This window comes from Rhodococcus sp. 11-3 (genome assembly GCF_023704055.1).
Lineage (GTDB): Bacteria > Actinomycetota > Actinomycetes > Mycobacteriales > Mycobacteriaceae > Rhodococcus > Rhodococcus aetherivorans.
In genome coordinates this window covers 5390158-5416043 of record NZ_CP080406.1, presented here as the reverse complement: position 1 = coordinate 5416043, position 25886 = coordinate 5390158, and the positions used below count along the sequence as shown (strand labels likewise).

23 protein-coding genes and 1 pseudogene are annotated in these 25886 nt (G+C 70.7%); 12 read left to right on the top strand and 12 right to left on the bottom strand.

Annotated features, from left to right (window positions below):
- Positions 1–23: 23 nt before the first annotated feature.
- Positions 24–1775, bottom strand: a complete 1752-nt coding sequence (gene ilvD, locus KZJ41_RS24955; RefSeq protein ID WP_251549788.1) for a dihydroxy-acid dehydratase — start codon at positions 1773–1775, stop codon at positions 24–26.
- A complete protein-coding gene (locus KZJ41_RS24950; protein WP_050035973.1) occupies positions 1772–2344 on the bottom strand; it encodes a TIGR03086 family metal-binding protein in 573 nt (190 codons plus the stop codon). Before KZJ41_RS24950 ends, ilvD begins: the two co-directional genes overlap by 4 nt.
- Before the next feature lie 131 nt (positions 2345–2475).
- On the opposite strand from KZJ41_RS24950, the gene KZJ41_RS24945 reads away from it, so the two are divergent.
- From KZJ41_RS24945 to KZJ41_RS24935, 3 genes are read left to right on the top strand one after another with little or no spacing between them, the layout of a single operon-like run.
- Positions 2476–3471: an aldo/keto reductase gene (locus KZJ41_RS24945; RefSeq protein ID WP_050035972.1), complete on the top strand. Its 996-nt coding sequence runs from the start codon at positions 2476–2478 to the stop codon at positions 3469–3471.
- Between the two features lie 42 nt (positions 3472–3513).
- Positions 3514–4848 (top strand): nitrate/nitrite transporter, encoded by a 1335-nt coding sequence (locus KZJ41_RS24940; RefSeq protein WP_251549786.1) that lies wholly within the window; start codon positions 3514–3516, stop codon positions 4846–4848.
- On the top strand, positions 4820–5464 hold the full coding sequence (locus tag KZJ41_RS24935; protein WP_050035970.1) for a GTP pyrophosphokinase family protein: 645 nt from the start codon (positions 4820–4822) through the stop codon (positions 5462–5464). Before KZJ41_RS24940 ends, KZJ41_RS24935 begins: the two co-directional genes overlap by 29 nt.
- Before the next feature lie 110 nt (positions 5465–5574).
- Here KZJ41_RS24935 and KZJ41_RS24930 read toward each other — a convergent pair whose 3' ends face one another.
- The 4 genes from KZJ41_RS24930 to KZJ41_RS24915 all read right to left on the bottom strand — a co-directional run bounded on the left by KZJ41_RS24930 (position 5575) and on the right by KZJ41_RS24915 (position 10246).
- Positions 5575–6423, bottom strand: a complete 849-nt coding sequence (locus KZJ41_RS24930; protein ID WP_102800588.1) for a 3-hydroxybutyryl-CoA dehydrogenase — start codon at positions 6421–6423, stop codon at positions 5575–5577.
- A gap of 60 nt (positions 6424–6483) precedes the next feature.
- Entirely contained in the window at positions 6484–7641 is a 1158-nt protein-coding gene (locus KZJ41_RS24925) for an acyl-CoA dehydrogenase (protein ID WP_006930317.1), read from the bottom strand.
- Between the two features lie 160 nt (positions 7642–7801).
- Complete coding sequence (locus tag KZJ41_RS24920; RefSeq protein ID WP_006930316.1) at positions 7802–8542, bottom strand: TetR family transcriptional regulator; 741 nt, start codon at positions 8540–8542, stop codon at positions 7802–7804.
- A gap of 72 nt (positions 8543–8614) precedes the next feature.
- Positions 8615–10246, bottom strand: a complete 1632-nt coding sequence (locus KZJ41_RS24915) for an acyl--CoA ligase family protein (protein WP_065922031.1) — start codon at positions 10244–10246, stop codon at positions 8615–8617.
- Positions 10247–10500: 254 nt separating this feature from the next.
- Here KZJ41_RS24915 and KZJ41_RS24910 point away from each other — a divergent pair, with 254 nt between their 5' ends.
- The 3 genes from KZJ41_RS24910 to KZJ41_RS24900 all read left to right on the top strand — a co-directional run bounded on the left by KZJ41_RS24910 (position 10501) and on the right by KZJ41_RS24900 (position 13790).
- Positions 10501–11337 carry a LuxR C-terminal-related transcriptional regulator gene (locus KZJ41_RS24910; protein WP_037202046.1) on the top strand — a complete coding sequence of 279 codons (837 nt, stop codon included), beginning with the start codon at positions 10501–10503 and terminating at the stop codon, positions 11335–11337.
- 228 nt (positions 11338–11565) lie between these two features.
- Positions 11566–12249 carry an ATP-binding cassette domain-containing protein gene (locus tag KZJ41_RS24905; RefSeq protein ID WP_238406621.1) on the top strand — a complete coding sequence of 228 codons (684 nt, stop codon included), beginning with the start codon at positions 11566–11568 and terminating at the stop codon, positions 12247–12249.
- Positions 12246–13790, top strand: a complete 1545-nt coding sequence (locus KZJ41_RS24900) for an ABC transporter permease (protein ID WP_251549784.1) — start codon at positions 12246–12248, stop codon at positions 13788–13790. The genes KZJ41_RS24905 and KZJ41_RS24900 overlap by 4 nt, the downstream gene beginning before the upstream one ends.
- A 12-nt stretch (positions 13791–13802) precedes the next feature.
- On the opposite strand, the gene KZJ41_RS24895 is transcribed toward KZJ41_RS24900, so the two are convergent.
- From KZJ41_RS24895 to KZJ41_RS24885, 3 genes are read right to left on the bottom strand one after another with little or no spacing between them, the layout of a single operon-like run.
- Positions 13803–14132 (bottom strand): cupin domain-containing protein, encoded by a 330-nt coding sequence (locus KZJ41_RS24895; protein ID WP_029546350.1) that lies wholly within the window; start codon positions 14130–14132, stop codon positions 13803–13805.
- Entirely contained in the window at positions 14129–15343 is a 1215-nt protein-coding gene (locus tag KZJ41_RS24890; RefSeq protein ID WP_006942829.1) for a cell wall metabolism sensor histidine kinase WalK, read from the bottom strand. Before KZJ41_RS24890 ends, KZJ41_RS24895 begins: the two co-directional genes overlap by 4 nt.
- Positions 15340–16116 carry a response regulator gene (locus tag KZJ41_RS24885; RefSeq protein WP_373566451.1) on the bottom strand — a complete coding sequence of 259 codons (777 nt, stop codon included), beginning with the start codon at positions 16114–16116 and terminating at the stop codon, positions 15340–15342. The genes KZJ41_RS24890 and KZJ41_RS24885 overlap by 4 nt, the downstream gene beginning before the upstream one ends.
- 130 nt (positions 16117–16246) lie before the next feature.
- Between KZJ41_RS24885 and KZJ41_RS24880 the strand changes: the two genes are divergently transcribed.
- The 4 genes from KZJ41_RS24880 to KZJ41_RS24865 all read left to right on the top strand — a co-directional run bounded on the left by KZJ41_RS24880 (position 16247) and on the right by KZJ41_RS24865 (position 21338).
- On the top strand, positions 16247–16483 hold the full coding sequence (locus tag KZJ41_RS24880; protein ID WP_037201187.1) for an SHOCT domain-containing protein: 237 nt from the start codon (positions 16247–16249) through the stop codon (positions 16481–16483).
- Positions 16484–16531: 48 nt separating this feature from the next.
- Positions 16532–18070 (top strand): multicopper oxidase family protein, encoded by a 1539-nt coding sequence (locus KZJ41_RS24875; RefSeq protein WP_180987099.1) that lies wholly within the window; start codon positions 16532–16534, stop codon positions 18068–18070.
- Between the two features lie 17 nt (positions 18071–18087).
- The gene (locus KZJ41_RS24870; RefSeq protein WP_102800606.1) at positions 18088–18543 is read left to right on the top strand and encodes a hypothetical protein; all 456 of its coding nucleotides are present in this window, start codon (positions 18088–18090) and stop codon (positions 18541–18543) included.
- Between the two features lie 404 nt (positions 18544–18947).
- Entirely contained in the window at positions 18948–21338 is a 2391-nt protein-coding gene (locus tag KZJ41_RS24865; protein WP_251549782.1) for a cation-translocating P-type ATPase, read from the top strand.
- Positions 21339–21600: 262 nt separating this feature from the next.
- Here KZJ41_RS24865 and KZJ41_RS24860 read toward each other — a convergent pair whose 3' ends face one another.
- Positions 21601–21867: an SHOCT domain-containing protein gene (locus tag KZJ41_RS24860; RefSeq protein WP_006945984.1), complete on the bottom strand. Its 267-nt coding sequence runs from the start codon at positions 21865–21867 to the stop codon at positions 21601–21603.
- Between the two features lie 557 nt (positions 21868–22424).
- Here KZJ41_RS24860 and KZJ41_RS24855 point away from each other — a divergent pair.
- Positions 22425–23138: a DUF305 domain-containing protein gene (locus KZJ41_RS24855; protein ID WP_029546334.1), complete on the top strand. Its 714-nt coding sequence runs from the start codon at positions 22425–22427 to the stop codon at positions 23136–23138.
- A 104-nt stretch (positions 23139–23242) separates the two neighbouring features.
- Here the strand turns inward: KZJ41_RS24855 and KZJ41_RS24850 are convergent, their stop codons facing one another.
- On the bottom strand, positions 23243–24115 hold the full coding sequence (locus KZJ41_RS24850) for a F510_1955 family glycosylhydrolase (RefSeq protein ID WP_235431121.1): 873 nt from the start codon (positions 24113–24115) through the stop codon (positions 23243–23245).
- 167 nt (positions 24116–24282) lie between these two features.
- On the opposite strand from KZJ41_RS24850, the pseudogene KZJ41_RS24845 reads away from it, so the two are divergent.
- Positions 24283–24845: pseudogene (locus tag KZJ41_RS24845) on the top strand (M23 family metallopeptidase); the annotation flags it as partial.
- Between the two features lie 570 nt (positions 24846–25415).
- On the opposite strand, the gene KZJ41_RS24840 reads toward KZJ41_RS24845, so the two are convergent.
- Positions 25416–25832 (bottom strand): archease, encoded by a 417-nt coding sequence (locus tag KZJ41_RS24840; protein ID WP_251549780.1) that lies wholly within the window; start codon positions 25830–25832, stop codon positions 25416–25418.
- Between the last annotated feature and the right edge of the window lie 54 nt (positions 25833–25886).

The window sequence follows — 25886 nt, the reverse complement described above, 5'->3', positions numbered from 1 at the left end:
CCTCGACGGATCCGCGAATCGGGTCAGCCGCAGACCGCGCCGCTCGACGCCGAACCGACCAGCTTCGTGTACTTGGCCAGCACCCCGCGGGTGTAGCGGGGAGGCAGCGGCTCCCACCCCTGCCGGCGGGACGCGAGTTCGTCCTCGTCGACCAGCACGTCGAGGGTGCCGTTCGCGACGTCGAGGCGGATCGGGTCGCCGTCGCGGACGAAGGCGATCGGGCCACCGTCCACCGCCTCGGGAGCCACGTGCCCGACGCACAGGCCCGTCGTGCCGCCGGAGAACCGCCCGTCGGTGAGCAGCAGCACGTCCTTACCGAGGCCGGCACCCTTGATCGCGCCGGTGATGGCGAGCATCTCCCGCATTCCCGGCCCGCCCTTCGGGCCCTCGTACCGGATCACCACCACGTCTCCCGCGGTGATCGTGCCGTCCTCGAGCGCGTCCATCGCGGCACGCTCGCGCTCGAAGACCCGGGCGGTGCCCTCGAACACCGACTCGTCGAACCCGGCGGACTTCACCACCGCGCCGCCCGGGGCGAGGCTGCCCTTCAGGATCGTGATGCCCCCCGTGGGATGGATGGGTTCGCTCAGTGCGCGCAACACCTTCCCGTCCGGGTCGGGCGGAGCGATCTCGGCCAGGTTCTCGGCGACGGTCCGCCCGGTGACGGTGAGGCAGTCGCCGTGCAGCAGGCCCGCGTCGAGCAGGGTCTTCATGATCACCGGCACGCCGCCGATGCGGTCGACGTCCTGCATCACGTGCCGGCCGAACGGCTTGACGTCGGCCAGGTGCGGGACGCGCGCACCGATGCGGGAGAAGTCGTCCAGGCTCAGCTCGACCTGCGTCTCGTGCGCGATCGCGAGCAGATGCAGCACCGCGTTGGTCGACCCACCGAACGCCATCACCACGGCGATCGCGTTCTCGAACGCCTCCTTCGTGAGGATGTCGGAGGCGGTGATGCCGCGGCGCAGCAGGTTCACCACGGCCTGCCCGCTGCGGCGGGCGTACCCGTCGCGGCGGCGGTCCGTCGCCGGCGGCGCCGCGCTTCCCGGCAGCGACATGCCGAGCGCCTCGGCCGCGCTGGCCATCGTGTTCGCCGTGTACATGCCGCCGCACGCGCCCTCGCCGGGGCAGATGGCCCGCTCGATCGCGTCGACGTCCTCCCGGCTCATCAGCCCGCGGGCGCAGGCGCCGACCGCCTCGAAGGCGTCGATGATCGTCACGTCGCGTTCGGATCCGTCGGACAGCTTCGCGACGCCCGGCAGGATCGACCCCGCATACAGGAACACGGCCGCCAGGTCGAGACGCGCGGCGGCCATCAGCATTCCGGGCAGGGACTTGTCGCATCCTGCGAGCAGTACCGACCCGTCGAGCCGCTCCGCCTGCATGACCGTCTCCACGCTGTCGGCGATCACCTCCCGCGACACCAGCGAGAAGTGCATCCCCTCGTGGCCCATCGAGATGCCGTCGGAGACGGAGATCGTGCCGAACTCGAGTGGATACCCGCCGGCGGCGTGCACGCCGTCCTTGACCGCCTGCGCCAGCCGGTCCAGCGACAGGTTGCACGGGGTGATCTCGTTCCACGACGAGGCCACCCCGATCTGCGGCTTGCCCCAGTCGTCGTCGCCCATGCCGACCGCGCGGAGCATGCCGCGCGCCGCGGTCTTCTCGAGGCCGTCGGTGACGTCGCGGCTGCGGGGCTTGATGTCCGGCTCGGTCGCGCTGCTCGCCTCCGGCTCGGTCGCGCTGCTCGCCTCCGGCTCGGTCGGCGTGCTCATCGCGTTCCTCCCGACCGGGGATCACGCCCGGTCAGCGCCAGCAACCGGTCCTGCACGGCCGCGTCGTCGGGCACCGGCACGGGCGGCGCGAACAGCCCGCTCGCGGCCAGCATGTCCCGCTGCGGTTGTATGTCCTCCCACACGGCCGCCACCAGGTCGGGATCGAGGCGCTCGTCGGCCCCCACGGCCCGGGCCAGGTCCCACGTGTGGATCGCGATGTCCGCGACCTGCTGCCGCAGATAGTCGCGGACGGGCACCATCCCGTAGGACAGGTGCACCTGCTTGTCCGGGTCGGTGGACGCCCACGCGACGGAGGCGTCGACGGCGTGCCGGTCCCATTCGGCGGACAGGTCGTCGCCGAGCGGGTCGAGTTCGGCCTCCGCCTCGGCGATCGTCCTGCCGGCGAGCAGCGGCGGCACCCACCGCTGCTCGTCCACGACGTGCCGGACCAGGGTGGCGACGTCCCATTCGGTGTCGGGGGTGGGGGCGGACCAGTCGGTGACCGCCGAGAGCCGGCTCTCGAAACCTTGCCGGGCGATGTGCTGCAGTTCGAGCCAGTCGTACGACATGGATTCAGCCTAGGCGGGCGGTGGCGGCGGCACCGGGTTTCCCGGCGTGCGGCGGCCCGCGATGTTCGGAAGGATCGGTGTCGCCGCACCTGGTGCGGTCCCCCGATCGTCCGGACAGTACTGGAGTAGTCATGCCCGTCCCCACCGTCGACCTCGCCCCCGGCCTGACCGTCAGCGCACAGGGATACGGCGCGATGTCGGTCTCGCCCGCCTACGGACCCGTCGATCTCGACGAGGCCTTGGCGACGCTGCATCACGCCGTCGACCTGGGGGTCACGTTTGTCGATACCGCGAACGTCTACGGCGACGGCACCAGCGAACGGGTCGTCGGGAAGCTGCTGCAGGACCGCGGCGACGAGGTGCAGGTGGCCACGAAGTTCGGGCTCGTCGGTGCGCTGGGCAGCGGTAATCGCGGCATCGACGGCCGTCCCGAGTACGCGAAGAAGGCCCTCGACGAGTCCCTCGGCCGGCTCGGGGTGGACCGCGTCGACCTGTACTACCTGCACCGTGTGGACCCGGACGTGCCCATCGAGGACACGGTCGGCGCGTTGGCCGAGCTGGTGCAGGCCGGCAAGATCCGGCACATCGGGTTGTCCGAGGCCACCGGCGACGAGCTGCGCCGCGCGCACGCCGTGCACCCGATCGCCGCGATCCAGTCCGAGTGGAGCATCGTCTCCCGGGACGTCGAGAAGAACGTCGTGCCGACCGCCGCCGAGCTGGGCATCGGCTTCGTGCCGTACTCGCCGGTCAGCCGAGGTCTGCTCACCGACGCGTTCGATGCCGCCCGGATCGGGGAGAAGGACCTGCGCCGGCGCTTCCCCCGATTCGCCGCCGACGCGCTGCCCGCGAACCTGCAGGTGCGTGCCGCGGTGCGCGCGGTGGCCGACGAGGTGGGCGCGACGATCGCGCAGGTGGCGCTGGCGTGGCTCGACGCCAAGGCGCGGCAGTTCGGGCTGCCGTCGGTGGCGATCCCGGGCAGCCGCTCCGCCGCGCGGGTCACCGAGAACGCCGGCGCGCTCGACGTGCGTCTCACCGACGAGCACGTCGCCAGGCTCGACACCCTCGCCGACGCGGTCGTGGGTGGGCGGGCCGCGGACCCGACCTGGGTGTCGTGGGGCCGGGAGTGACTACCGGCGGGTAGTCGCGTCGCCGCGTAGGGTCGTTTCATCATGAAACGGGTTTGGTGGGTGTGGGGCGTGGGTGTCCTCGCCTATGTCGTGGCCGTCATGCATCGCACGTCGTTCGGCGTATCCGGACTCGCCGCGACCGAACGCTTCGACATCACCCCGGCCGTGCTGTCGGGCTTCGTGGTCCTGCAGATCGTGGTGTACGCGAGCATGCAGATCCCGGCCGGGGTGCTGCTCGACCGGTTCGGTTCCCGGGTGATGATCGCCTCGGGTGCGGCGATCATGGCGGTGGCGCAGCTGGTGCTGGCGTTCACCGAGTCCCTGCCCGCCGCCTATGCGGCCCGCGTCTTCGTCGGGGCGGGCGACGCGCTGACCTTCATCTCGGTGCTGCGGCTGGTGCCGGTGTGGTTCGACACGCGGCGGGTGCCGCTGGTGTCGCAGCTGACCGGCATCCTGGGGCAGCTGGGTCAGGTGCTCTCGGCGCTGCCCTTCGTGCTGATCCTGGGCGGAGCGGGGTGGAGCGCGGCGTTCGCGAGCGCCGCGGCGCTCGGCGTGCTCGCCTGCGTGCTCGCGGTCGCAGTGGTGCGCGACGCGCCGCCGGGGGTGGTCGTGCGGACCGAGGCTGCCGGGATGCGGCAGGTGCTCGGGCAGATCAGGGTGGTGTGGCGCAGACCGGGCACACGGCTCGGCTTCTTCACCCACATGGGCACCCAATTCTCCATCACCACGTTCGCGTTGCTGTGGGGCGTGCCGTACCTCCAGTCGGCGCAGGGCCTGTCCGCGGCGGCCGCCGGTTCGCTGCTCACCCTCTCCGTGGTCTCGGCGATCGCGGCCGGCCCGGTGCTCGGGATCCTCAGCGGCCGGTTCCCGCTGCACCGATCGTGGCTGGTGCTGTCGATCATGGTGAGCAACGCCGCGATGTGGACGGTCGTGCTGCTGTTGCCGGCGCCGGCCCCGATGTGGCTGCTCGTCCTCCTGATCGTGACCATCTCGGTGGGCGGACCCGGGTCTATGATCGGATTCGACTATGCGCGGACATTCAACCCGAGCACCGCGCTCGGCACCGCCCAGGGCATGGTCAACATCGGCGGATTCCTGGCGTCCCTGCTGGTGATCCAGGCGATGGGGTTGATCCTGCAGCGTCTCGGCGGCTACACCTTCGAGGCGTTCCGGGTCGCCTGGCTGGCGCAGTATCCCGTGTGGGTCGTGGCGATCATCGGGGTGCTCGTCACCCGCGGCAAGGCCCGCCGCGAGGCGGGCGTGTCGCCGCGGACGCTGCGGGAGGTGCTGCGCGACGGTCGTCGCGCGGGGCCGGCGAATTCGCAGACGCGGATCGAGGAGGCTGGCGATGACGGGGAGCGGACCCGGGCGGACTGACATCCTCCGGCGGGATCTGGCTCGGTTCCTGAAGACCTGCGGGTTCGGTGTCGAAGAGTTGCGGACGAAGATCGACATCGTCCGCAGCGAGTTCGCCGACACCCACGGTTACGATCCCGTCGAGCATGCCGAAACGTGGCTGACCACGCCCGACTCGGTCCTGGACGAGGCCGATCCACCGCTGCGGGTCGAGGACCTCGGGCGGGACGTCGCCGGGATCCGGCTCACGTGCGCCGTCACCGCCGACGTGTACCGCGTACGGGACCTGCTCGTCGCCCGGCGGGACGTGCGGGTGATCGAGGCGAGGGACTACATCAAGCGCGCCGGCCCGGACGGGTACCGCGGGCTGTGCCTCGTCGTGGAGGTGCCGGTGGCGTCGACCGGCCGGGTGCGGACGGTGTACGTGGAGGTGCAGATCCGCACCGGGGTCATGGAGTCGTGGGAGAGCGTGGCGACGCGGCTGCGCACCGAGTTCGACGGTCACGTCCCGCGGGAGATGCTCGACGAACTGCGCGCCGCCGCGGAGAGCGCCCGGGATCTCGACTCGCGGATCGGCGCGTTGCAGCGGCACGTGGAGGAGCGGTCCGAGGCGGACCGGGACGCACCCCCGGCGTAGGTCCGCTCGCCCGGCGTGGCCGCGCGCGGACGGCACCGATGCGCGCGGGGGATCACGGATACGACGAACCCCGCCGCGAGCGCGTCGCGACGGGGTTCGTGCTGCGGGGCTCAGTTGTAGCTGTAGAAGCCCTGGCCGGTCTTGCGGCCGAGGCGGCCGGCGTCGACCATGCGGCGCAGCAGCGCCGGGGGCGCGTAGTGCGGCTCGGCGAACTCGTCGTACAGCGACTGGGCGGCGTTGAGGGTGACGTCGAGACCGACGGTGTCGATGAGGGTGAGCGGGCCCATCGGGTAGCCGCAGCCGCCCTTCATCGCGGCGTCGATGTCTTCCTTCGTCGCGTAGCCCGACTCGAGCATCCGCACGGCGGACGTCAGGTACGGGATCAGCAGCGCGTTGACGATGAAGCCGGCGCGGTCGCCCGCGCGGACCGTCATCTTGCCGAGGGTGTTCTTGACGTAGTCGAAGACGGCGTTCGCCGTCTCCTCCTCGGTGGTCAGCGCCGAGATGATCTCCACCAGCGGCATCACCGGCACCGGGTTGAAGAAGTGCACACCCACCACCTGTCCCGGGCGCGACGTCGCCTGGGCCATCTTGATCACCGGGAGCGACGACGTGTTGGTCGCCAGGATGCCGGAGGGCTTCACGACCGCGTCGAGCTTGGTGAAGATGTCGACCTTGAGCGACTCGATCTCGGGTGCCGCCTCGATGACGAGATCACGGTTGGCGAGATCGGCGACATCGGTGGTGACCCGAACCCGCGCGATCGCGGCGTCGGCCTCCTCCTGCGTGATCTTGCCGCGGGCGACGCCCTTGCCGATCGAGCCGGAGACGCGCTTGCGGGCCGCGTCGGCGAACTCCTCGCTGGTCTCGAGCACGATCACGTCGCTGCCGGCCTTGGCGCACACCTCGGCGATGCCGGCCCCCATCGTGCCGCCACCGACTACACCGATCAATTCCACTGCCACGGGAGATTCTCCTCGATACGAAGGTTGGACCAGGGTGAACTTACTGCCGCCGCGTCAGCGGAGCAGCGCGCGGGACATGACGACCCGCTGGATCTGGTTGGTGCCCTCGTAGATCTGGGTGATCTTGGCGTCGCGCATCATCCGCTCGACCGGGAAGTCGGTGGTGTAGCCGGCACCGCCGAACAGCTGCACGGCGTCCGTGGTGACCTCCATCGCGACGTCGGAGGCGAAGCACTTGGCGGCGGAGGAGATGAAGCCCAGGTTCGGCTCCCCGCGCTCGGCGCGCGCCGCGGAGGTGTACACCATCAGGCGTGCCGCCTCGACCTTCATGGCCATGTCGGCCAGCATGAACTGCACACCCTGGAAGTCGGAGATCGGCTTGCCGAACTGCTTGCGGTCCTTGGTGTAGGCGATCGCCGCGTCGAGCGCACCCTGCGCGAGGCCGACCGCCTGCGCGCCGATGGTGGGGCGGGTGTGGTCGAGGGTCGCGAGGGCGGTCTTGAAGCCGGTGCCGGGCTCGCCGATGATGCGGTCGCCGGGGATGCGGCAGTTCTCGAAGTACAGCTCGGCGGTCGGGGAGCCCTTGATGCCGAGCTTCTTCTCCTTGGGGCCGACGACGAAGCCCTCGTCGTCCTTGTGGACCATGAACGCGGAGATGCCGTTGGCACCCTTGTCGGGGTCGGTGACGGCCATGACGGTGTACCAGCTGGACTTGCCGCCGTTGGTGATCCAGCACTTGGAGCCGTTGAGGATCCAGTCGTCGCCGTCGGCCTTGGCGCGGGTACGCATGCCCGCGGCGTCGGAGCCGGCCTCCCGCTCGGACAGCGCGTAGGACGCCATGTCGCCCTTGACCAGGTCGGGCAGGACCTTCTGCTTGAGCTCCTCGGAGCCGGACAGGATCAGGCCCATGGTGCCGAGCTTGTTCACGGCCGGGATCAGCGAGGACGAACCGCAGACGCGGGCGACCTCCTCGATGACGATGCAGGTGGCGACCGAGTCGGCGCCGTCGCCGCCGTACTCCGTGGGGACGTGGATCGCGTTCAGGCCGGACTTGTTGAGGGCGTCGAGGGCCTCCTGCGGGAAGCGGGAGTTCTCGTCGACGTCCTTGGCGTAGGGCGCGATCTCCTTTTCGGCCAGCGCGCGGATGGCGGCGCGGAGCTCATCGTGCTCCTCGCCCAGCTTGAACAGACCGAACTCCGGGTTGAAGGCCATGACGGCGGACTCCTATCGGCACGCAGTGCCAGTTCTTGTTTGGGTGTCGCATCCATCCTACTGAGTGGAGGGCTCGCGACGTCACGAAATCGGTTCCAGTGAACCACGGCACTCAGTGCCACGTCAATGGGGGTGGTGGATCGTCGGCCTCCCCCTGACGTCAGTCCGACGCCGCCTCGAGCTGCGCCTGCACCTGGCGGGCGACCTCCGCGGGCGACGTGCCCGGGGGATAGGTCACCACCGTGATCGCGCGCTCGGCGTCCCGCGCCGGACCGACGGCCGGCGCGGCGCTCTGCCCCGGTGCGACACCGAACGAGCGCCGCACCTCGAGCAGCGCGCGGCGCAGTTCCTCAGCCGTCGCGGACTCGTCGCCGCGGATCATCGCGCGCAGCAGGAAGTTGTGCGTCGCGGTCATCGCGGCCGCGAAGCTGACGATCCGCACCCCCGACTCCGACGGCACCGCCGAGCGCAGGTAGTCGGTGAACAGCCGCTCGTAGCGGTACGTCGTGACCAGCTCCCGCTCGCGCAGCGCAGGCACCCGCTGCACCACGCGATACCGCCACACCGCAAGCTCCCGCTTGTCCCGGAAGTGCCCGAACACCAGCTCGGCGGCCTCGGCGGCGGCCGCCCACGGATCGTCGAAGTTCCCCGACAGATAGTGTCCGACCTGCTCGAGCAGCGATTCGTGATCGGCGAAGATCACGTCCTCCTTCGAGCGGAACTGCCGGAAGAAGGTCCGTCGCGACACTCCCGCGGCCGACGCGATCTGCTCGACGGTGGTCGACTCGTAGCCGTACTCGGAGAACAGGCGGATCGCCTGCGTCACCACGTGCACCCGGAACTGGGCGGGATCGGGGCCGGTCGCGTCGATGCGGCGGGCGGAGTCGGGACCGAGTGCCATGGTTCTCAGTATCCAATCCGCGGTATCGAAGTCGAAACGGCCGCGCCGCCGGACCCGGCGGCGCGGCCGGCGTCAGGCCTGCGCCGAGTGCGCGGCCCGCAGCTCGAACTTGAGGATCTTGCCGGTCGGCGTCCGCGGCAGATCCAGCGGGAACACGATCTCCCGCGGCACCTTGTACCCGGCGAGCAACGTGCGCGTGTAGGAGATCAGCTCCTCGGCCGTCACGGTCTCGCCCTTCTTCAGGATCACGAACGCCTTGGGACGCTCGCCCCACTTCTCGTCGGGCACGCCCACCACCGCGACGTCCAGCACGGCCGGGTGGCTGACGATGGCCTGCTCGACCTCCACGGTGGAGATGTTCTCGCCGCCGGAGATGATGATGTCCTTGGCGCGGTCCTTGAGCTGGATGTATCCGTCCGGGTACATCACGCCCAGGTCGCCGGTGTGGAACCAGCCGCCCTTGAACGCCTCCGCCGTGGCCTCCGGATCCTTGAAGTACCCCGCCATGACGTTGTTGCCGCGCAGCACGATCTCGCCCATCGTCTGCCCGTCCGCGGGCACGTCGTTCATGTTCGCGTCGACGACCCGTGCGTTCTCCGCCTGCAGCATGCCCACGCCCTGCCGCGACAGGAGCGCCGCGCGTTCCTCGGCGGGCTTGTCGTCCCACGAGTCCTGGTATTCGCAGATCGTGTACGGCCCGTAGACCTCGGTGAGGCCGTACACGTGCACGACGGTCACGCCGATCGCCTCGAGCTGCGCGATCACCGTCGGCGACGGGGGCGCGCCCGCCGTGGTGATCCGCAGCGGCCGGTCCAGCCGGTGGGCCTGCGGGGCCTCGGCGATGGTCGAGCACACCGCGGGGGCGCCGCAGAGGTTGGTCACGCCCAGGTTGTCGATGGCGTCCCAGATCGCGTCCGCCCGCACGGCCCGCAGGCAGATGTGCGTGCCGGCGGCCGCCGTCACGGCCCACGGCGTGCACCAGCCGTTGCAGTGGAACATCGGCAGGGTCCACAGGTACTGCGTCTTCCCGTCGAACCCGTTGTGGAACGTCTCGCCGAAGGAATTGAGGTAGGCGCCGCGGTGCGTGTACATCACGCCCTTCGGCTTGCCGGTGGTGCCCGACGTGTAGTTCAGGGTGATGACCTGCTCCTCGTCGTCGACGCCCCAGTGCAGCGGGGTGTCGTCGAGGTCGTCGGCGGCGGCGAGGAACTCGTCGTACCGGGTGGTGACGATCCCGGCCGGCACGTCGGGGTACGGGACCGTCGAATCCGGCACCTCCACGACCGCCGTCAGCGACGGCACGCCGGCCGTGACACCGGCGACCGACCCCACGAACTCCGAGTCGACGAACAGCAGCGACGCCTCGGCGTGCCCGAGGATGTACTCGAGTTCGGGCCCGGCGAGCCGGGAGTTCAGCGCGATCAGCACGCCTCCGGCGAGCGGCACCGCGAAGTGCGCGATGAGCAGTTCCGGCACGTTCGGCGCCAGGAAGGCCACCCGGTCACCCGGCTGGATCCGGCTGCGCAGGACGCGGGCCAGGCGCTGCGCCTCGTCGGCGAACTGCGCGTACGTGTAGCGGCGGTCGCCGTGGACGATCGCGGTGCGGTCGGGGAACACGGACGACGAACGCTCGAGGAACCGCAGGGGGCTGAGCGGGGTGTGGTTCGCCGTTCGGGCGGTGGGGACGGACGTGGGGGTGGGCACGGATACCTCCGGGACTTCGGCACTCGGTCGGTGTACGCCATTGTGATCGCTGCAACACCGGAACGGGTGGAGGTTATGAGTCACGACAGATTCCCCGCTACCCTCCGAAGTGGGTATTCGCGGTCTCGGAGGTGGTTCCGGTGAGGTCTGTGTCGACGAACCCAGCGTCGACGAGCACGGCGTCGACGAACCCGGCATCGACACGGGTCGGGACGCCGAATGTTGCGGCGACGCGCCAGGGCCCGCACGCGCACCTGCGGCCGAGCGACGAGGACGCCCTGCGCGCCGAGCTGCGGCAGCTGCAGATCTCGACCGGGATGCCCGTGCTGTTCGGTGGCACCGTGCACGGGGGGGACATGCTGCTGTCCGGTTTCGTCGGCACCCGCAGCGGCATCCTCCGCGACCTGGTGATCAGCTCCGAGTGCGGACTCGGCGGCAAGGTGGTCGCCGAGCAACGGCCCGGTGCGGTGTCGGACTACTTCAACTCCCCCCAGATCTCCCACGAGTACGACCGGGAGGTCGCGGGGGAGGGCATCGAGTCGCTGCTCGCCGTTCCGGTGGTGGTGCGCCGCCGCACCCGCGCCGCCCTGTACGGCGGCCTGCGGACCAGCCTGCCGATCGGCGACGTGGTCGTCGAGCAGGTGATGCGGTCGGCCCGCAGGCTCGCCCGCGAGATCGAGATCCGGGACGAGGTGGACCGGCGGGTCGCCCTCATCGACAACGCCCGCGCCGCCGCCCCGTCCGCCGTGTCCGCGTCGGTGTCGGAGGGCATCACCGAGAGCTACCTGGCCCTGCGGGAGATCGCGGCACAGACGTCCGACCCGGGGATCGAAGCGCGCCTGCGGGAGGTCGAGGAGAAGCTGCGGACGCTGACCGGCGGGGCGGCCACACCGACGGTGCGGCTCTCGGCGCGGGAACGGGATGTGCTGGCGTACGTGGCGCTCGGGTGCCGCAACGCCGAGATCGCCGAGCGGCTGTCGCTGAGCGTGGAGACCGTCAAGAGCTACATGCGCAATCTGATGGGCAAGCTCGAGGTCGGCAGCCGGCACGAGGCGGTCGTCGAGGCCCGTCGGCAGGGCCTGTTGCCCTAGCAGGGCTTTGTCGCAGCCCACCTCCGGAGCGGACCGGGGCGGATTCCCGGCTCGGCGCCAGCCGGTAGCGGTGGGCAGCGCCGACATCGGATGGGTTCTTCAGCAGATCTTCACCGGATCTCGTGCTGGGCTACAGCGGTGGGCACCTACGGTGAGTGCGCCCGCCACAACCGCGGTGGAAGAAGGCGCCGGTGGCGCGTGCACGCCTTCGAGTGTCCGAGGTGAGAGATGGCTGCATCCGAGTCCGGTTCCCCGGAGTCCACGGCCGATTCGGCGCAGTCGTCGTTGCTGGCGGCTGATGGGATCGAGAAGAGCTTCGGTCGCGGCTGGTGGCCGCGACGGCACCGCACCCCGGTGTTGCGCGGGGCGGACCTGGTGCTGCGCCCCGGGGAGGTTGTCGGGCTGGCGGGGGAGAACGGCTCGGGCAAGTCGACGCTGATGAAGATTCTCGTCGGGGACCTGCGGGCCGATGCCGGCTGTGTGCGCCGTCCGCGGCGGCTGGGCTACTGCCCGCAACAGCCGGTGGTCTACGAACGGCTCACGTGCGACGAGCACTTCGAGTTGTTCGGTCGGGCGTACCGGATGAGCCCGGAAGTTGCGCACCGCTCGCGCGGCCACCTGTACGCCACGTTGGGGTTCGACCGCTACGCCGGCACCCGTGCCGACCGGTTGTCGGGCGGGACGCTGGCGAAATTGAACCTGGGGCTGGCGCTGCTGGCCGATCCGGAGGTGTTGCTGCTGGACGAGCCGTATGCCGGGTTCGACTGGGATACCTATCTGCGGTTCTGGGAGATCGTGGCGCAGCGTCGGCAGGCGGGCCGCTCGGTGTTGATCATCAGTCATTTCGTGGCGGACGAGCAGCGGTTCGATCGCATCGTCGATCTGCGGGAGGGCCGGACGGTGCCGCGATGAGCCTCGCCCCCACCGTGCGGTCGGCGGTCGGCGACGTCCGGGCGCTGATCGGCCGGTTCCTGGCCGACTATGTCCGCAACCCGGTGAACCTGCTGGTGCTGGTGATTGTGCCTGTGGTGTTCGTGATCGTCGCGGCTGGAGCGATGGCCGATGCGGCCAGGCTGCTCGGTGGCGCGGGCGGACCGGCGGTGGAAACGGCGACGGCCGGGTGGGCGGCGGGTTTCCTGGCCGGGATCGCGATGTACTTCCAGATCAATGCCGCCCGGGCGGCGGACCGGCGGCTGGTGTCGGCGGGCCTGGCGACAGGGCGGCTGGTGCTGGCCCGGCTCGGCACCGGCCTGGTGTTGGCGGTGCTGGTCTCGGCGGTGGCGTTGCTGGCGCTGGCGGTGCGGGTCGGCATCGATGCTCCGGTGCGGGTGACGGTGGGCACGGTGATGTTCGCGATGATCTACCTGGCGATCGGGGCGGTGGTCGGCGCACTGGTGCCCAATCCGGTCAACGGCACCGTGCTGATCCTGTTCGTCTGGATCGTCGACGTGTTCTTCGGGCCGGCGATCGGTTCGGCGGAGCGGGTGGCCACCCGCGGGTTTCCCACCCATTTCGTGACGCTGTGGATGGTGGATGTGCCCTCCCGCCACGGCGGAAAGGTCGGGGACCTGGGATGGGCACTGGTGTGGATGGCCGGGGCTCTCCTCGTCGGGGCGGTGGTGGTCACCACCACGGTCGGCGGGGTGCGCCGCAGCGGTGGGCTCAGCGGCCGGGCCGGGCGGGCGGATCGGTTCGCGGTGGGGCTGGACATGGGGTTGCGGGACTGGCGCCGCAACCCGGTGCTGTGGGTGCTGCTGGTGGTGGTGCCGATCGTGTTCATCGCGTTGTCGAAGGCGATGACCGTCCCCGAGTTCGGGATGTTCTCCCTGGTCGAGGACGGACGAACGGTGACGGAGGTGTTCTGGCTGCCGGACGTGCATGCCGGGACCATGACTCCGATCGCCATTGCGTCGCTGTCGGCGCTGGCCGGGTTGTTCGTGGTACTCGATGCGCGCAGCGGTGATCGGCGACTGTCGCTGGCCGGCTTCGGTGCCGGGGTGCTGCTGGCGGTCCGGTTGACGGTGATCGCGGTGGCGGCGGTGGTGGTGACCGCCTCGTCGTTGCTGGTCACCGCCACGGTGTTCGATGCGCGTCAGTGGGGCCTGTACGCGGCCGGGAACCTGCTGCTGGCGTTGACCTACGGGCTGGTGGGGGTGTGTCTGGGACCGTTGTTCGGGCGGGTGGGCGGGGTATTCATCGCGTTCTTGGTGCCGTTCGTGGATCTGGGAATCGGGCAGAGCCCGATGCTGCGGCCGCAGCCGTCGCAGTGGGCGCAGACGCTCCCCGGCTACGGCGCGACCCGGATGATCCTCGACGGCGGGCTGACCGACAGTTTCGACGCCGCCGGGCCGTTGCTGGCTGCGCTGGGGTGGCTGGTCGGGCTCACTGCGGTGGCGGCCTGGTTGTTCCACCGGGCCCCGGCGAGCCCGCCGCGGCCCGGCGCCGGGCTCTGAACCACCCGGAGGTCAGTACTTGGCGACGGTGAGCAGCGCGACCGTGTCGGCGACGGCGTCGATCCGGTGCCGGGTGCGGGGTAAGGCGATCAGGTCCCCGCTGCGTCCGTCCCAGCTCGTCCGGTCGGCGACGACACGGATGCGCCCGCGCAGGATGTACACCGTGGCCTCACCGGGACTGACGTGCTCGGCCATGGACTGTCCGGCCTGCAACGCCACGAGAGTCTGCCGCAGCACGTGTTCGTGCCCGCCGTAGACGGTCTCGGCGCTGCGGCCGCTGGGCGCGGCGGCGGCATGCGCGGCCAGGTGCCGGGCGAGCGCATCGAGCGCAAGCTTCTTCATCGCCGCTCCCGGGGACCGGTGCCGGCGTGCACGGCACCCCGCGGAGGGGTGGTGCGCGCGCTGCTGCGGGCGCCTGCGGCGGTGGGCAGGTGCACGGTGAATCGGGCGCCGGTTCCGGCTCCGCCGCTGGAGGCGGTCAGCGTACCGCCGTGGGCTTCGACCAGGGCGCGGGCGATGGTCAATCCGATGCCGCTGCCGCCTTCTTGCCGTCGGCGGGCGGGGTCGGCACGGTAGAACCGGTCGAACAGATGACTCAGGTGCTCGGCGGCGATGCCGTCGCCGGTGTCGGTGACGGTGATCCCGGCTTCTCCGTCGACGGCGGTGGTGGCGACGGTGACCGTGCCCCCGGCGGGGGTGTGCCGCAGGGCGTTGTCGAGCAGATTGCCCAGCACCTGCCCGATCCGGTCCGGGTCGACCGTGACCGCGGCGGGGTGCTCGACGTCTTCGACCAGGGCGACGCCCTTGGCGGCGTAGCGGTCGGCGGCGACGCGGACCGCGGCGTCGACGAGGGTGCGGGTGTCGGTGGGCACGGGCGTGACGGACAGCCGGCCCTCTTCGGCGCGCGAGACCGCGCCCATGTCCTCGGCGAGCCGCCCGAGCCGGGCGGTGCTCGACCGCAGGACCGCGAGGGTCTCGGCGTCGGGAACCCGGATGCCGTCTTCGAGGGCCTCGAGGTGGGCATCGAGAGTGGCCAGCGGGGTGCGCATCTCGTGCGCGAGATCCGAGAGCATGCGCCGCCGGGTGGTTTCGACCGAGTCCAGCCGATCGGCGAGCTGGTTGAACGTCTCGGCGAGCTGGTCGAATTCGTGCCCGAGACCGGGTCCGGGCAGACGCACGCCGTAGTGGCCGCCGGCGATCTCGGTGGCCGAGGCGGCCACGCCGGTGACCGAGCGCTGCACCCTGCGGGTGAAGTACCAGCTCACCGCCAGCGCCATCAGCGCCGAGACCACCAGCGCGATGGCCAGCGAGATGATCATCGCCGAAGTGAACGCCTCCTCCACATGCGCCGCCTCGGTCGAGACGTGCTCGATACCTGCCTGCTCGAGGTGGTTGTGGAACAGTCCTGGGGCGACGGCGGCGGCCACCAGCCAGGCGCTGATCGCGCCGCCGACGACGACGATCGCCTGCGCGGCCAGTAGCCGGCTGCCGAATCCGACACTGCGGCGCCCGGGCCTCCGCCCTGCTGCCGCCGGTGGGGGTGGTGTGGTCACTGCCCGGCTCCCATGCGGTATCCGACCCCGCGCACGGTGCGCACGAACACCCCGCGGGTGGCGTCGTCGCCGAGTTTGCGGCGCAGGTGCCCGATGTGCACGTCGACCAGGTGTTCGTCGCCGACCCAGCTCGGGCCCCACACCGCGGTGATGAGCTGCGCCCGGGTGAACACCATGTTGGGGTGTGCGGACAGCGCGGCGAGGAGGTCGAATTCGGTGCGGGTCAAGGCGATCGGGGTACCGTCGACCCACACCTCGCGGCCGGCCGCATCGAGGGTCAACGACCCGAACGTACGGCGGCCGGTATCGGTGCCGGACTGCGCGGGGGTGCGGCCGTCCCCGGTCGAGGGTCGGGGGCGCCGCAACATGGCCTGGATGCGGGCGATGAGTTCACGCGGACTGAAGGGTTTGGTCATGTAGTCGTCGGCGCCGACCGACAGGCCGACCAGGGTGTCGATCTCGTCGGCGCGGGCGGTGAGCATGACGACGTAGGCGTCGGAGAACGTGCGCAGCTGCCGGCACACCTCGATCCCGTCCAGGTGCGGCAACCCCAGATCGAGCACCACGACATCCGGATCGACCTGCCGGGCGCGCTCGACGGCGTCGAGCCCGTCGTGCACGAGCGTGACCTCGCAGCCGGCGCGTTCGAGGTAGGTGCCCACCACCCGGGCCAGCGCCACTTCGTCTTCGACCACCAGCGCCCGCAGGCCGCTCGGGGGGACCGCTGCGCTCGAGGCAGAGGCGGGGACGAGCTGATCGGAACCGGAGGCCATGTCCCATCGTGACCGCCGCGGCGGGCCGGTGGCGACGTTCTTCAGCGAACCTTCATCGAACGCCAACCCGCGGCGTCGGGTAACGGGCCCAGACTCGGATCCGGGCCTTTCGAGGAAAGGAGCGGCCGTGATGTGGGGATCGGGCGCAGTGGGCTGGGCCGGCTGGATGGTGATGGCGCTGACGATGATCGGTTTCTGGGCGTTGGTGGCCTTCGGCATCGCCGCGCTGTTCCGCACCGGTCACCGCACCGGCACCCCGCCACCGCCGGCCGATCCGCTGCGCGTCCTCGACGACCGTTTCGCACGGGGCGAGATCGACGCCGACGAGTACCAAGCCCGGCGGCGGGCGCTGCGTCCCTATCGGTGAGCGGCGCCGACCTCGTGTCGTCCGTTGTCGTCCCAACGTTTCCAGGAGATGTGTGTGGTGCAGATGTCCCGCCGTATGTTTCTGCTCGGTGCGTCCGCGGCCGCCGGGGCGATGGCCCTCGGTGGGCCGGTCGGCTGCGCCCGCCCCGGTGTAGCGGGAAATCCGGTCGGGCCGGGCGCCGAGGCGGTGCGCCGGCTCGAGGCCCAACGCCGTACCACCGGGCAGGCGGTGGTCGCCGCGCAGGTGACGGCGCGGCCTGTGCAGGTCGACCTCGGCGGTACGGTTGTCTCGACCTGGGGCTACGGTGACACGCTGCCCGGTCCGCTGCTGCGGGCCCGGGCCGGGGATCTGCTGCAGGTGCGGGTCGACAACCGACTCGAGGCCGACACCAGCATCCACTTCCACGGCATCGCGATGAGCAACGACATGGACGGGGTACCGGGGCTCACGCAGGAGCCCATCGTCGCCGGGGAGTCGTTCACCTACGAATTCACGCCCCCGCATCCGGGCACCTACTTCTACCACTCGCATACCGGGCTGCAGCTCGACCGCGGCCTGTACGGGGTGGTGGTGATCGACGACCCGGCCGAACCCGGCGGCTACGACGACGAATGGGTCGTCGTGCTCGACGACTGGGTCGACGGCACCGGCCGCACCCCCGACGATGTCGCCCGCGAACTCGGCATGCCGGCCCCCGGCCGGCCCGCCCCCCGCGCGGGTGGGATGGGCTCGATGATGGACCACGGCGCGATGGGCGGCATGGGCTCGATGATGGGTGCAGAGAGCATGCGCTCGGACCTGCTCGGCGGTGCCGGCGACGTGAACTACCCGTACTACCTGCTCAACGGCCGCACCCCCGTCGACCCGGTGACCCTGACCGCCGCCCCGGGGCAGCGGGTGCGGATCCGGCTGGTCAATGCCGCCTCGGACACCGCCTTCCGCGTCGGGCTCGGTGGACATGCGATGACGGTCACCCACAGTGACGGTTTCCCCGTGTCCCCCCGGAACACCGACGCGGTGCTGATCGGTATGGGCGAACGGTTCGATGTGCTGGTCACCCTCGCCGACGGGGTGTTCCCGCTCTACGCCGCCGCCGAAGGCAAACCCGGCCACGCGGTGGCCGTCGTGCGCACCGCCGCCGGGACGGCCACCACCGATACCCGGCCCGGCGAGCTGGATCGGCGGGTGCTGCTCGGCACCGCCCTGTCCCCGGCCGAGCAGGTGCGGCTGCACCGACGATCCCACGACAACTACCTGAGCGTCGACATGGGCGGCACGATGGCCCCGTACCGGTGGATGCTCAACGGCGCTACCTTCCCCGACACCGCGCCGCTGACCGTCGCCCAGGGACAACGGGTACGGATGCGGTTACGGAACATGTCGGCCATGTTCCACCCGATGCACGTGCACGGACACACCTTCGCCCTGGTCGACGGCGGAGCCCGCAAGGACACCGTGACGGTGCGTCCGATGCAGACTGTGGAAATCGAGTTCGACGCCGACAACCCGGGCCAGTGGGCCCTGCACTGCCACAACGCCTACCACCAGGAAGCCGGAATGATGACGACCCTGTCCTACCGCGCCTGAGAAGACGGAGCCTGCGTATGACGACTCCTCCCGGCGAGCACCCCGCCACCGCCGAAGCCATGAGCACCCCACCGGTGGCCGTGCCGGCCCGCAAGGGCCCGCCGGCCGCGACCTGGAACGCCGTGTCCGCGGCCCTCGGCACGGTGATGGGGCTGGCGCCGCACGTGCTGCACCACGTCGGCCTGATCGCCGGGGCCGCGCTGGTCACCGGCGCCGGGGGCAACCTGTTGTTCTTCGCCCTCGGGGTGGTGTTCTCGATTCCGCTGCTGCGCCGGCTGTTCCGGCGGTTCCACACCTGGAAGGCCCCGGCGATCGCCCTGGTGGTGTTCGCGGCGATGTTCTCGCTCTCGGCGTTCGTGCTCGGACCGGCTCTGACCGGCCCCTCGGCCCCGAACCCTGCGCCGGCGCCGGGACCGAGCTCGGTGCCGACCACCACCGTCCCGGCCGACCACGGCGAACACCACAGCGGCTGAGGGACTGTCACCGCAGGGCCCGGCGGTACCCGTTTCGGGGGATGCAGAGTCTTCAACAGATCTTCACCGAACCACCAGCCGAAACCCCCACCGCGGCGGGAAGAGTCATCGGCGCACGGCTCCGGTACCCACCGACCCGCACATCCGGAATCCGAGGAGGCGAGATGGCTGATCATCGCCGGGGCACTGGTACCGACGAGCACGGACCCTGACCGAGACCCGGACTTCTTCAACGGATCTTCATCCAACCACCAGAAGATGCCGGGGCGGGGCGGGGCAGACTCGGACTCGATCAGCGATGACCGTTCACCGGTGTCGGCTACCGGTACTGCGGTTCGGCGGAACCGCACTGCGTACGGGGGCGAGTAATGCGTCCCCGCTATCAGAGGGAGGGACCGGATCGAATGAACCGAACCACCGTTCTCGAAGTAGGCGGCCTGCACTGGGCGACGTCGACGCCGGCCATCGAATCGACCCTGCTGCGCCGACCGGGCGTGACCGCGGTGGAGGCCAACGCGGTGAACCAGACCGCCACCGTCACCTACGATCCGGACCGCACGTCGGTGGCGGAGCTGTCGAAATGGGTGCGGGACTGCGGCTATCACTGCGCCGGCCGCTCGGTGCCCGAGCACGTGTGCGACCCGATGAGCGAACCGGCTCCGGGCCCGGGCACACCCGCACATCCCCCGCAGCCGGCGGCGCACGAGATGCCCGGCGGGCACACCGCGCAGGAGCTGATGGGTCACGGCGGTCACGCCGGGATGTCGATGGACGCCATGGTCCGCGACATGCGCAATCGGTTCCTGGTGGCGTTGGTGCTGTCGATCCCGATCATGTTGTGGTCGCCGATGGGTCGCGAGATGTTCGGGTTCACCGTCCCGGCGCCGTTCGGCCTGCGCGACGACGTGTTCACCCTGTTGCTGAGCCTGCCGGTGATCTTCTACTCGTCGTGGATCTTCTTCGACGGTGCCTACCGGGCCTTGAAGGCGCGGACCCTGGACATGATGGTGCTCGTCGCCGTCGCGATCGGCACCGGCTGGCTCTACAGCGTGGGCGTGACACTGACGGGCGGCGGCGAGGTGTTCTACGAGGCCGCCTCCGTGCTGGCGAGCTTCGTGCTGCTCGGGCACTGGTTCGAGATGCGCGCCCGCGGCGGCGCCAACGATGCCATCCGGACCCTGCTCGAACTCGCCCCGCCGATGGCGGTGGTACTGCGCGACGGGCAGCCGGTGGAGATCCCCACCGCCGAGGTCGTGGTCGGGGACCTCCTCCTGATCCGACCGGGGGCGAAGATCCCGGTCGACGGCACCGTCGAGACCGGCAGTTCCGAGGTCGACGAATCCATGGTCACCGGGGAATCCCTGCCGGTGACCAAGGCCGAAGGGTCCGAGGTGATCGGTGCGTCGATCAACACCACCGGCACCCTGCGGGTACGGGCGACCAAGGTCGGCTCCGACACCGCGCTCGCGCAGATCGTCGCGCTGGTGCAGGAGGCCCAGAATTCCAAGGCACCCGGCCAGCGCCTGGCCGATCGCGCCGCATTCTGGCTGGTGCTCGTCGCCCTGATCGGGGGGCTGGGCACGTTCGTGGTGTGGTGGGCGGTCGAAGGGGATGTGCAGCGGGCGCTGCTGTTTGCCATCACCGTCGTGGTGATCACCTGCCCCGACGCGCTCGGGTTGGCCACCCCGACCGCGATCATGGTCGGCACCGGTCTCGGCGCCCAGCGCGGCGTGCTGTTCAAGAACGCCACCGCCCTCGAGACCTCGGCCCGCATCGACACCGTGGTGATGGACAAGACCGGCACCTTGACCAAGGGCGAGCCGGAGGTCACCGACGTCGTCGTCGACGGTCTCACCGAGGACGAGCTGCTGACTCTGGTGACGGCGGTCGAACGCGAATCCGAGCATCCTCTCGCCGGTGCGATCGTGCGCTATGCCGCCGCCCGCGGCCTTCCCGCGGTGTCGTTGGAGAACTTCCGCAACGTGCCCGGACACGGTGCGGTCGCCGAGGTGGCGGGCCGGCGGGTCGCCGTCGGCAACCGCAAACTCATGGTCGCCGAGAATGTCGACTTCGGCGCGTTGATGGACCGGCGCGACGAGCTGGCTTCGACCGGCCGCACCGCGGTCCTCGTCGCTGTCGACGGCCGCGGCGTCGGGGCGATTGCCCTGGCCGACGCCGCCCGGGAGACCTCGGCCGAGGCGGTGGCGTCGCTGCACGAACTCGGCATCGAGGTGGTCATGCTCTCCGGCGACAACGTGGCCACAGCCCGCCGCATCGCCGGACAACTGGGCATCGACACCGTCATCGCCGAGGTGCTGCCCGGCGACAAGGCCGACAAGATCGCCGAACTGCAAAGAGCCGGGAAGAAGGTCGCCATGGTCGGCGACGGCGTCAACGACGCACCCGCCCTCGCGCAGGCGGATCTGGGGATCGCCATCGGTGCCGGCACCGACGTCGCGATCGAAACCGCCGATCTGGTGCTGATGCGCTCGGACCCGCTGGATGTGCCGATTGCGCTGCGCATCGGCCGGGGCACCTTGCGCAAGATGCGGCAGAATCTCGGCTGGGCGGTCGGTTACAACGTCATCGCGCTGCCGATCGCCGCCGGCGTGTTCGAGCCCGCCTTCGGGCTGGTGCTGCGCCCGGAGATCGCGGCGTTGTCGATGTCCGGCTCGAGCCTGATCGTCGCGGTCAATGCGCTGATGCTCAAGCGGCTGCGGTTGCCGTCCCCACCGCAGGAGCAGCCGGCGCCGCGCCCGGCACCGGAGCCGATCCCTACCAGCCCGCACCGCTGACCTCACCGCGGTGTCGGCGCATCCAGGGGTCGACGCCAGGGTGGGATCGGGTGGCCGGCGCGGCCGTAGGATCGGTGGTGTGGTCCTCGTGTACGAGATCGCGCTCGTGCTGGTGTCCGTGCTGATCGTCTGGTTCTCGGTCTACGTGCTGTACCGCCTGGTCACCGACGACTCCGACGGTCGCCACTACCGCCGCTGACACCGCCGCTCCTGAACCCGGCGCACCTGAGGTGGGCAGGGCGATTCGACCTGACTGCGGTCTTCACGCCCCCGGGCCGGGCCGATGGGTGTGCAGGGCGTCGAGACGGCGCCGGTACTCGTCCTCGTCGATCTCGCCGCGGGCGAAGCGCATGGCCACAATCTCTTCCGGCGTCGGGGCATAGGGCGCCGGCGGTGGTGTCGACCGGGGAGTCGCGGCGCGCACCAGCATCACGATGCCGACGATCACCAACGCCCAGAACGCCACCATCCCGACGGTCATGAGCACATAACCCCAACCGTTCATGCCGTTGCCGTACCAGAACATCATCGAAACCACCCTTCCTCGCCCTCGGTCGGCGCTACCGGACACCGGCTGTCCGACCCGGTCGGCCGCAGCACCGGCACCCCGCGTGGGGCAGCGGTGCGCGGTCCCGGTGTGTTCGCTGTCCACGGTGCCCGGCCTCGATGAGCTCTTCGCCGTCGTTTCCGTGAAGATCTGCTCAAGAACAGCGGCGATGGTCGCCCAGGCGTCCGGGTCGGTCGCCGATTGCCGGAGGGGCCGGGGCGGGAAGGGGCCGCAGCGTCCACGGTCCGGGCACGGAGCGCCGTGTGACCCCGGCTCCGGGCTCGGCGCGGTGGTTCTTCAGGAAATCTTCACCGAAAGGTCCGAGTTGTCGCCGGGTGCGGCTGCCAGGCTCGGATCCGGACGAGGTGCGGCCGGCCGGTCGGCCGCACCGCAGAGGGCGTATCACACCCGCAGTGGTCCGCGTCCCCCGCCGAGGGGTGAGGCGGGCCGGGTTTGCCGCAGCCGCTGTGGGGGATGCCTTCGCTATCGCGACCGTGGTGTCGGCCCGGTGCGTGTACACGACGGAAAGGAATGTTCTTGTGAGGAAGAAGTCTCTGGCCACCGGCGCAGTGGCGGTCGCTGCGGCGCTCACCCTGGCCGCCTGCAGCGACTCGGGCAACGATCAGGCCTCGCAGGCGAGCCCGTCGGCGACGGCGACCACCAGCGCCTCCGCCGAGACGGCCGCCGACCACAACCAGGCGGATGTGACCTTCGCCCAGCAGATGATCCCGCACCACAGCCAGGCCATCGAGATGAGCGACGTCATCCTGGCCAAGGAGGGCATCGACCCGCGGGTCACCGAACTGGCCCAGCAGATCAAGGCCGCCCAGGGCCCGGAGATCGAGCAGCTGCAGAGCTGGCTCACCGACTGGGGGCAGCCCACCATGCCCATGGGCACGACCAGCATGCCGATGGCCACTCCGAACATGCCCATGTCGTCCCCCGGGATGGAGATGCCCGGACACGACATGCCGATGCAGTCCACCACGATGCCCGGCGGCGGACAGATGGGTGGCGGCATGAGCGGGATGATGTCGGCCGAGGACATGACCGCCCTGCGCGACGCACAGGGTGTCGACGCGTCCCGCCTGTTCCTGACCCAGATGATCGAACATCACCGCGGCGCGATCGCGATGGCGCAGACCGAGGTCGACTCCGGGCAGAATTCCGATGCGGTGGCCATGGCGCGCACCATCGCCGAGACGCAGCAGCAGGAGATCACCACGATGGAGAACATTTTGTCCTCGTTGTGACCGCGAGAAAGCCGCCGCGATCGCGCGGTCGACACGGTGGGGCCCGGCACGCGGACGTGCCGGGCCCCACCGGTCAGCGGGGAGCACCGCCCGGTCCGACCGCGTCAGTTCAGTGTGTACAAGACCTCGGCCGTGGCGGCGTAGGCGGTGTCGAACCCGGTGGCGGTCAGCGCCTCCACCTGCCCGACGAAGGCCCGCTGCTCCCAGGCGGCGCCGTCCCGGCTGCGCCAGGCGTAGCCGTCGGCATCGATGCCCCACAGCCCGTCGCCGGTGCCGGCCAGCAGCACGAGGGCGGGTGCGTCCTCGACCGGGGTGAAGGTGCGTGCCAGGTCGGTGCTGCGCTCGAGCCCGGCCGGCGTGATCGCCCACACCGCGTCCGGGGTCAGGGCCAGGGCCGCGGCCGCCACGGTGGCACCGGCGCTCCAGGTGGCGCCGGCGTCGGTGGACACCCGGATGCCGCGGGTGCCGTCGAAACCGACCACCACGGTGCCGTCCGTGGCCAGGGCGTGGAAATCCACCTCTCCGAGCAGGGACCGGTCGGTCCAGGTGCGCCCGCCGTCGTCGCTGCGGCGCAAACCCAGCGGGTTGGGGCCGGGGTTCGACGGACCCGGATGGCCCGAGGCGACCAGCACGTCGCTGCCGGACACCCCGGCCAGCCCCATCAGATCGTCGTCGGAGGTGCCGACCTCGGTGGTGGCGCCGGACGGCGCGACCGCGACCAGTCCGCTGTGAGTGCCGGCCAGGATCGTGCCGGCGGAATCGACGCTCAGCCCGTGCACGTGATCGAGCGCCGGGGACAACGCAACGCGCGGTGCGGTGGCGGCGCCGGAGGGTACGGTCGCCGCGCGAGGGGCGTCGGGGGACGAGCACCCGGCCACGAGCAGGGCAGCTGCGGCCAACGCCGACACCGCGCCCGGCAGGCTCGTCCAGGTGCGCGCACGCGCCTTGAGGTCCATGGAGAACTGGTCGCGATTCATGCAGCTCGCTGCCGGAGCTGTTCGCGCACCCGCAGGCGCTCCTGCTCGGTCAGCACGATCGTCAGCGGCGACAGGTTCCGCATCTCCGCTCCTCTCACACTCGACAGACCGAGTGCCCTCAGTGTAGGGGGGACGGTAGCGGTCGAGAGCACGCGAGATTCGGGCAACCCCCGGCACCGGAGCCTGGGGCGCCGCCCGGCGGCGACGACGCGCCTGCTAGGGGCACACCCGATACGGCCCCCGGCAACAAGAGCGCCACCGGAGGGGAAGACCCCGGCGCCGCACCCGCAAGCCCCACCCTGCCGCGCCCGGCCGACGGCGGGCACTGGGGCGGGACCGGGCGGTCCGTCGCCCCGACCGCCGGGGTGATCACCTCCACCTTCGGGACGGGCGGGGACACGGAGGCATCGACATCGCCGATACCATGGGCGCACCGATCGTCGCCGTCGCCGACGGGGAGGTCATCAGCGCCGGACCGGCACAGGGCTACGGGCTGTGGGTACGCATCCGGCACGACGACGGCACGGTGACCACCTACGGCCACAACAACACCAACCTGGTGACGGCCGGGCAACGAGTCGAAGCCGGGCAGAAGATCGCCACCGTCGGAGATCGCGGCAACTCCACCGGACCCCACTTGCACTTCGAGGTCGAAGACCGCTCCGGCGCCAAGACCGACCCGGCGCAGTGGCTGGCCGACCGCGGCACCCCCATCATCGCTGCGGACTGACCTCCGAGCGGGCAACCGCACCGCTCCACTGGCACAGCCCGCAGCGCACCCACCCCAGGCGGCGCACGACAGCTCGAATGAACCGGTGCTACGCCATGCGCGCCGGCAGGTTCCGAAGTGCGGGGGTGCTGCGGCCCACTCCTGCCGTGTCCGGACACCGAAAGTCGAGATCTCGTGAAGATCTGTTGAAGAAGACGGATCTCGCACGCGAGGTGGCACATCGGGGAACAACAGAGCGTCATAGTGGGACGATCCCGCCCCCGAGGGTTACTCGGCTCCAGAAAGGTCACGGCCGTGAACATGATGGGCATGATGGACCAGGCGCACACCCTGCTGCACCAGCTGATGATGTGGCTCCACCAGATGGGCGGGATGCCCATGATGAACATGCCGATGTAGCGCAGCCGCTCGCCGGAGCTCGCCGACCACCCGGGTCTCGGCCCCGGCAACGGGCACCGGCCCAGCAGGCAATCCCGGCCATCTACAGCGGAAAGTCACAACGGCGAGGGCGCCCACACGGTCGCCTGCGATCGGCGTGCCGCGACCGGTACTGCGGCGCTCGTCGCCGGTTCACACGTCCAGCGTCACCGAGCACGACCACCCTTCCGGTCCTCGGTCGAGGCGCAGCTCGTGGAGCGACACCGCCTTCGGGACCGCACCGATCTGGGGCACCGCGGCGGCGTCGACCATCGAGAACCGCGCCTCCGCTGTGCCGCCGCCGGATTCGACGACCACGTCGATCGGGATCTCCCCGGCCGTGTCGAGCAGATAGATCACCTCGTCGAGCACCGCGACGAGCAGGTCCTCGTCGCCGTCGGCCGTCAACGGGCGCTTGCGGACCCGGCCGGGTCCCGCGGACGAGATGTCGGCGAAGCTCGCGACGGCGCCGCGCACCGCCTGCGCGATGCACTCGTCACGGGTCGGTGCCCACGCCTCGATGCGCAGATCCGCCGTGTGCGGCACCGACCGGTACCCGCTTCCGTTCATGATTCGCTCCCGGGCCTGTGCAGCAGGCACTGCAGATCCTATGGTGGAACGAGG

Excerpts from the sequence above, each read along its gene's own strand:
- KZJ41_RS24940 (WP_251549786.1), top strand. The coding sequence starts at position 3,514 with ATGAAACGGGTTTGGTGGGTGTGGGGCGTGGGTGTCCTCGCCTATGTC.
- KZJ41_RS24900 (WP_251549784.1), top strand. The coding sequence starts at position 12,246 with ATGAGCCTCGCCCCCACCGTGCGGTCGGCGGTCGGCGACGTCCGGGCG.
- KZJ41_RS24865 (WP_251549782.1), top strand. The coding sequence starts at position 18,948 with ATGAACCGAACCACCGTTCTCGAAGTAGGCGGCCTGCACTGGGCGACG.
- KZJ41_RS24895 (WP_029546350.1), bottom strand. The coding sequence starts at position 14,132 with ATGAAGAAGCTTGCGCTCGATGCGCTCGCCCGGCACCTGGCCGCGCAT.
- KZJ41_RS24870 (WP_102800606.1), top strand. The coding sequence starts at position 18,088 with ATGACGACTCCTCCCGGCGAGCACCCCGCCACCGCCGAAGCCATGAGC.
- KZJ41_RS24935 (WP_050035970.1), top strand. The coding sequence starts at position 4,820 with ATGACGGGGAGCGGACCCGGGCGGACTGACATCCTCCGGCGGGATCTG.
- KZJ41_RS24840 (WP_251549780.1), bottom strand. The coding sequence starts at position 25,832 with ATGAACGGAAGCGGGTACCGGTCGGTGCCGCACACGGCGGATCTGCGC.
- KZJ41_RS24875 (WP_180987099.1), top strand. The coding sequence starts at position 16,532 with ATGTGTGTGGTGCAGATGTCCCGCCGTATGTTTCTGCTCGGTGCGTCC.
- KZJ41_RS24880 (WP_037201187.1), top strand. The coding sequence starts at position 16,247 with ATGTGGGGATCGGGCGCAGTGGGCTGGGCCGGCTGGATGGTGATGGCG.
- KZJ41_RS24945 (WP_050035972.1), top strand. The coding sequence starts at position 2,476 with ATGCCCGTCCCCACCGTCGACCTCGCCCCCGGCCTGACCGTCAGCGCA.
- KZJ41_RS24885 (WP_373566451.1), bottom strand. The coding sequence starts at position 16,116 with ATGGCCTCCGGTTCCGATCAGCTCGTCCCCGCCTCTGCCTCGAGCGCA.
- KZJ41_RS24850 (WP_235431121.1), bottom strand. The coding sequence starts at position 24,115 with ATGAATCGCGACCAGTTCTCCATGGACCTCAAGGCGCGTGCGCGCACC.
- KZJ41_RS24905 (WP_238406621.1), top strand. The coding sequence starts at position 11,566 with ATGGCTGCATCCGAGTCCGGTTCCCCGGAGTCCACGGCCGATTCGGCG.
- KZJ41_RS24860 (WP_006945984.1), bottom strand. The coding sequence starts at position 21,867 with ATGATGTTCTGGTACGGCAACGGCATGAACGGTTGGGGTTATGTGCTC.
- ilvD (WP_251549788.1), bottom strand. The coding sequence starts at position 1,775 with ATGAGCACGCCGACCGAGCCGGAGGCGAGCAGCGCGACCGAGCCGGAG.
- KZJ41_RS24925 (WP_006930317.1), bottom strand. The coding sequence starts at position 7,641 with ATGGCCTTCAACCCGGAGTTCGGTCTGTTCAAGCTGGGCGAGGAGCAC.
- KZJ41_RS24920 (WP_006930316.1), bottom strand. The coding sequence starts at position 8,542 with ATGGCACTCGGTCCCGACTCCGCCCGCCGCATCGACGCGACCGGCCCC.
- KZJ41_RS24950 (WP_050035973.1), bottom strand. The coding sequence starts at position 2,344 with ATGTCGTACGACTGGCTCGAACTGCAGCACATCGCCCGGCAAGGTTTC.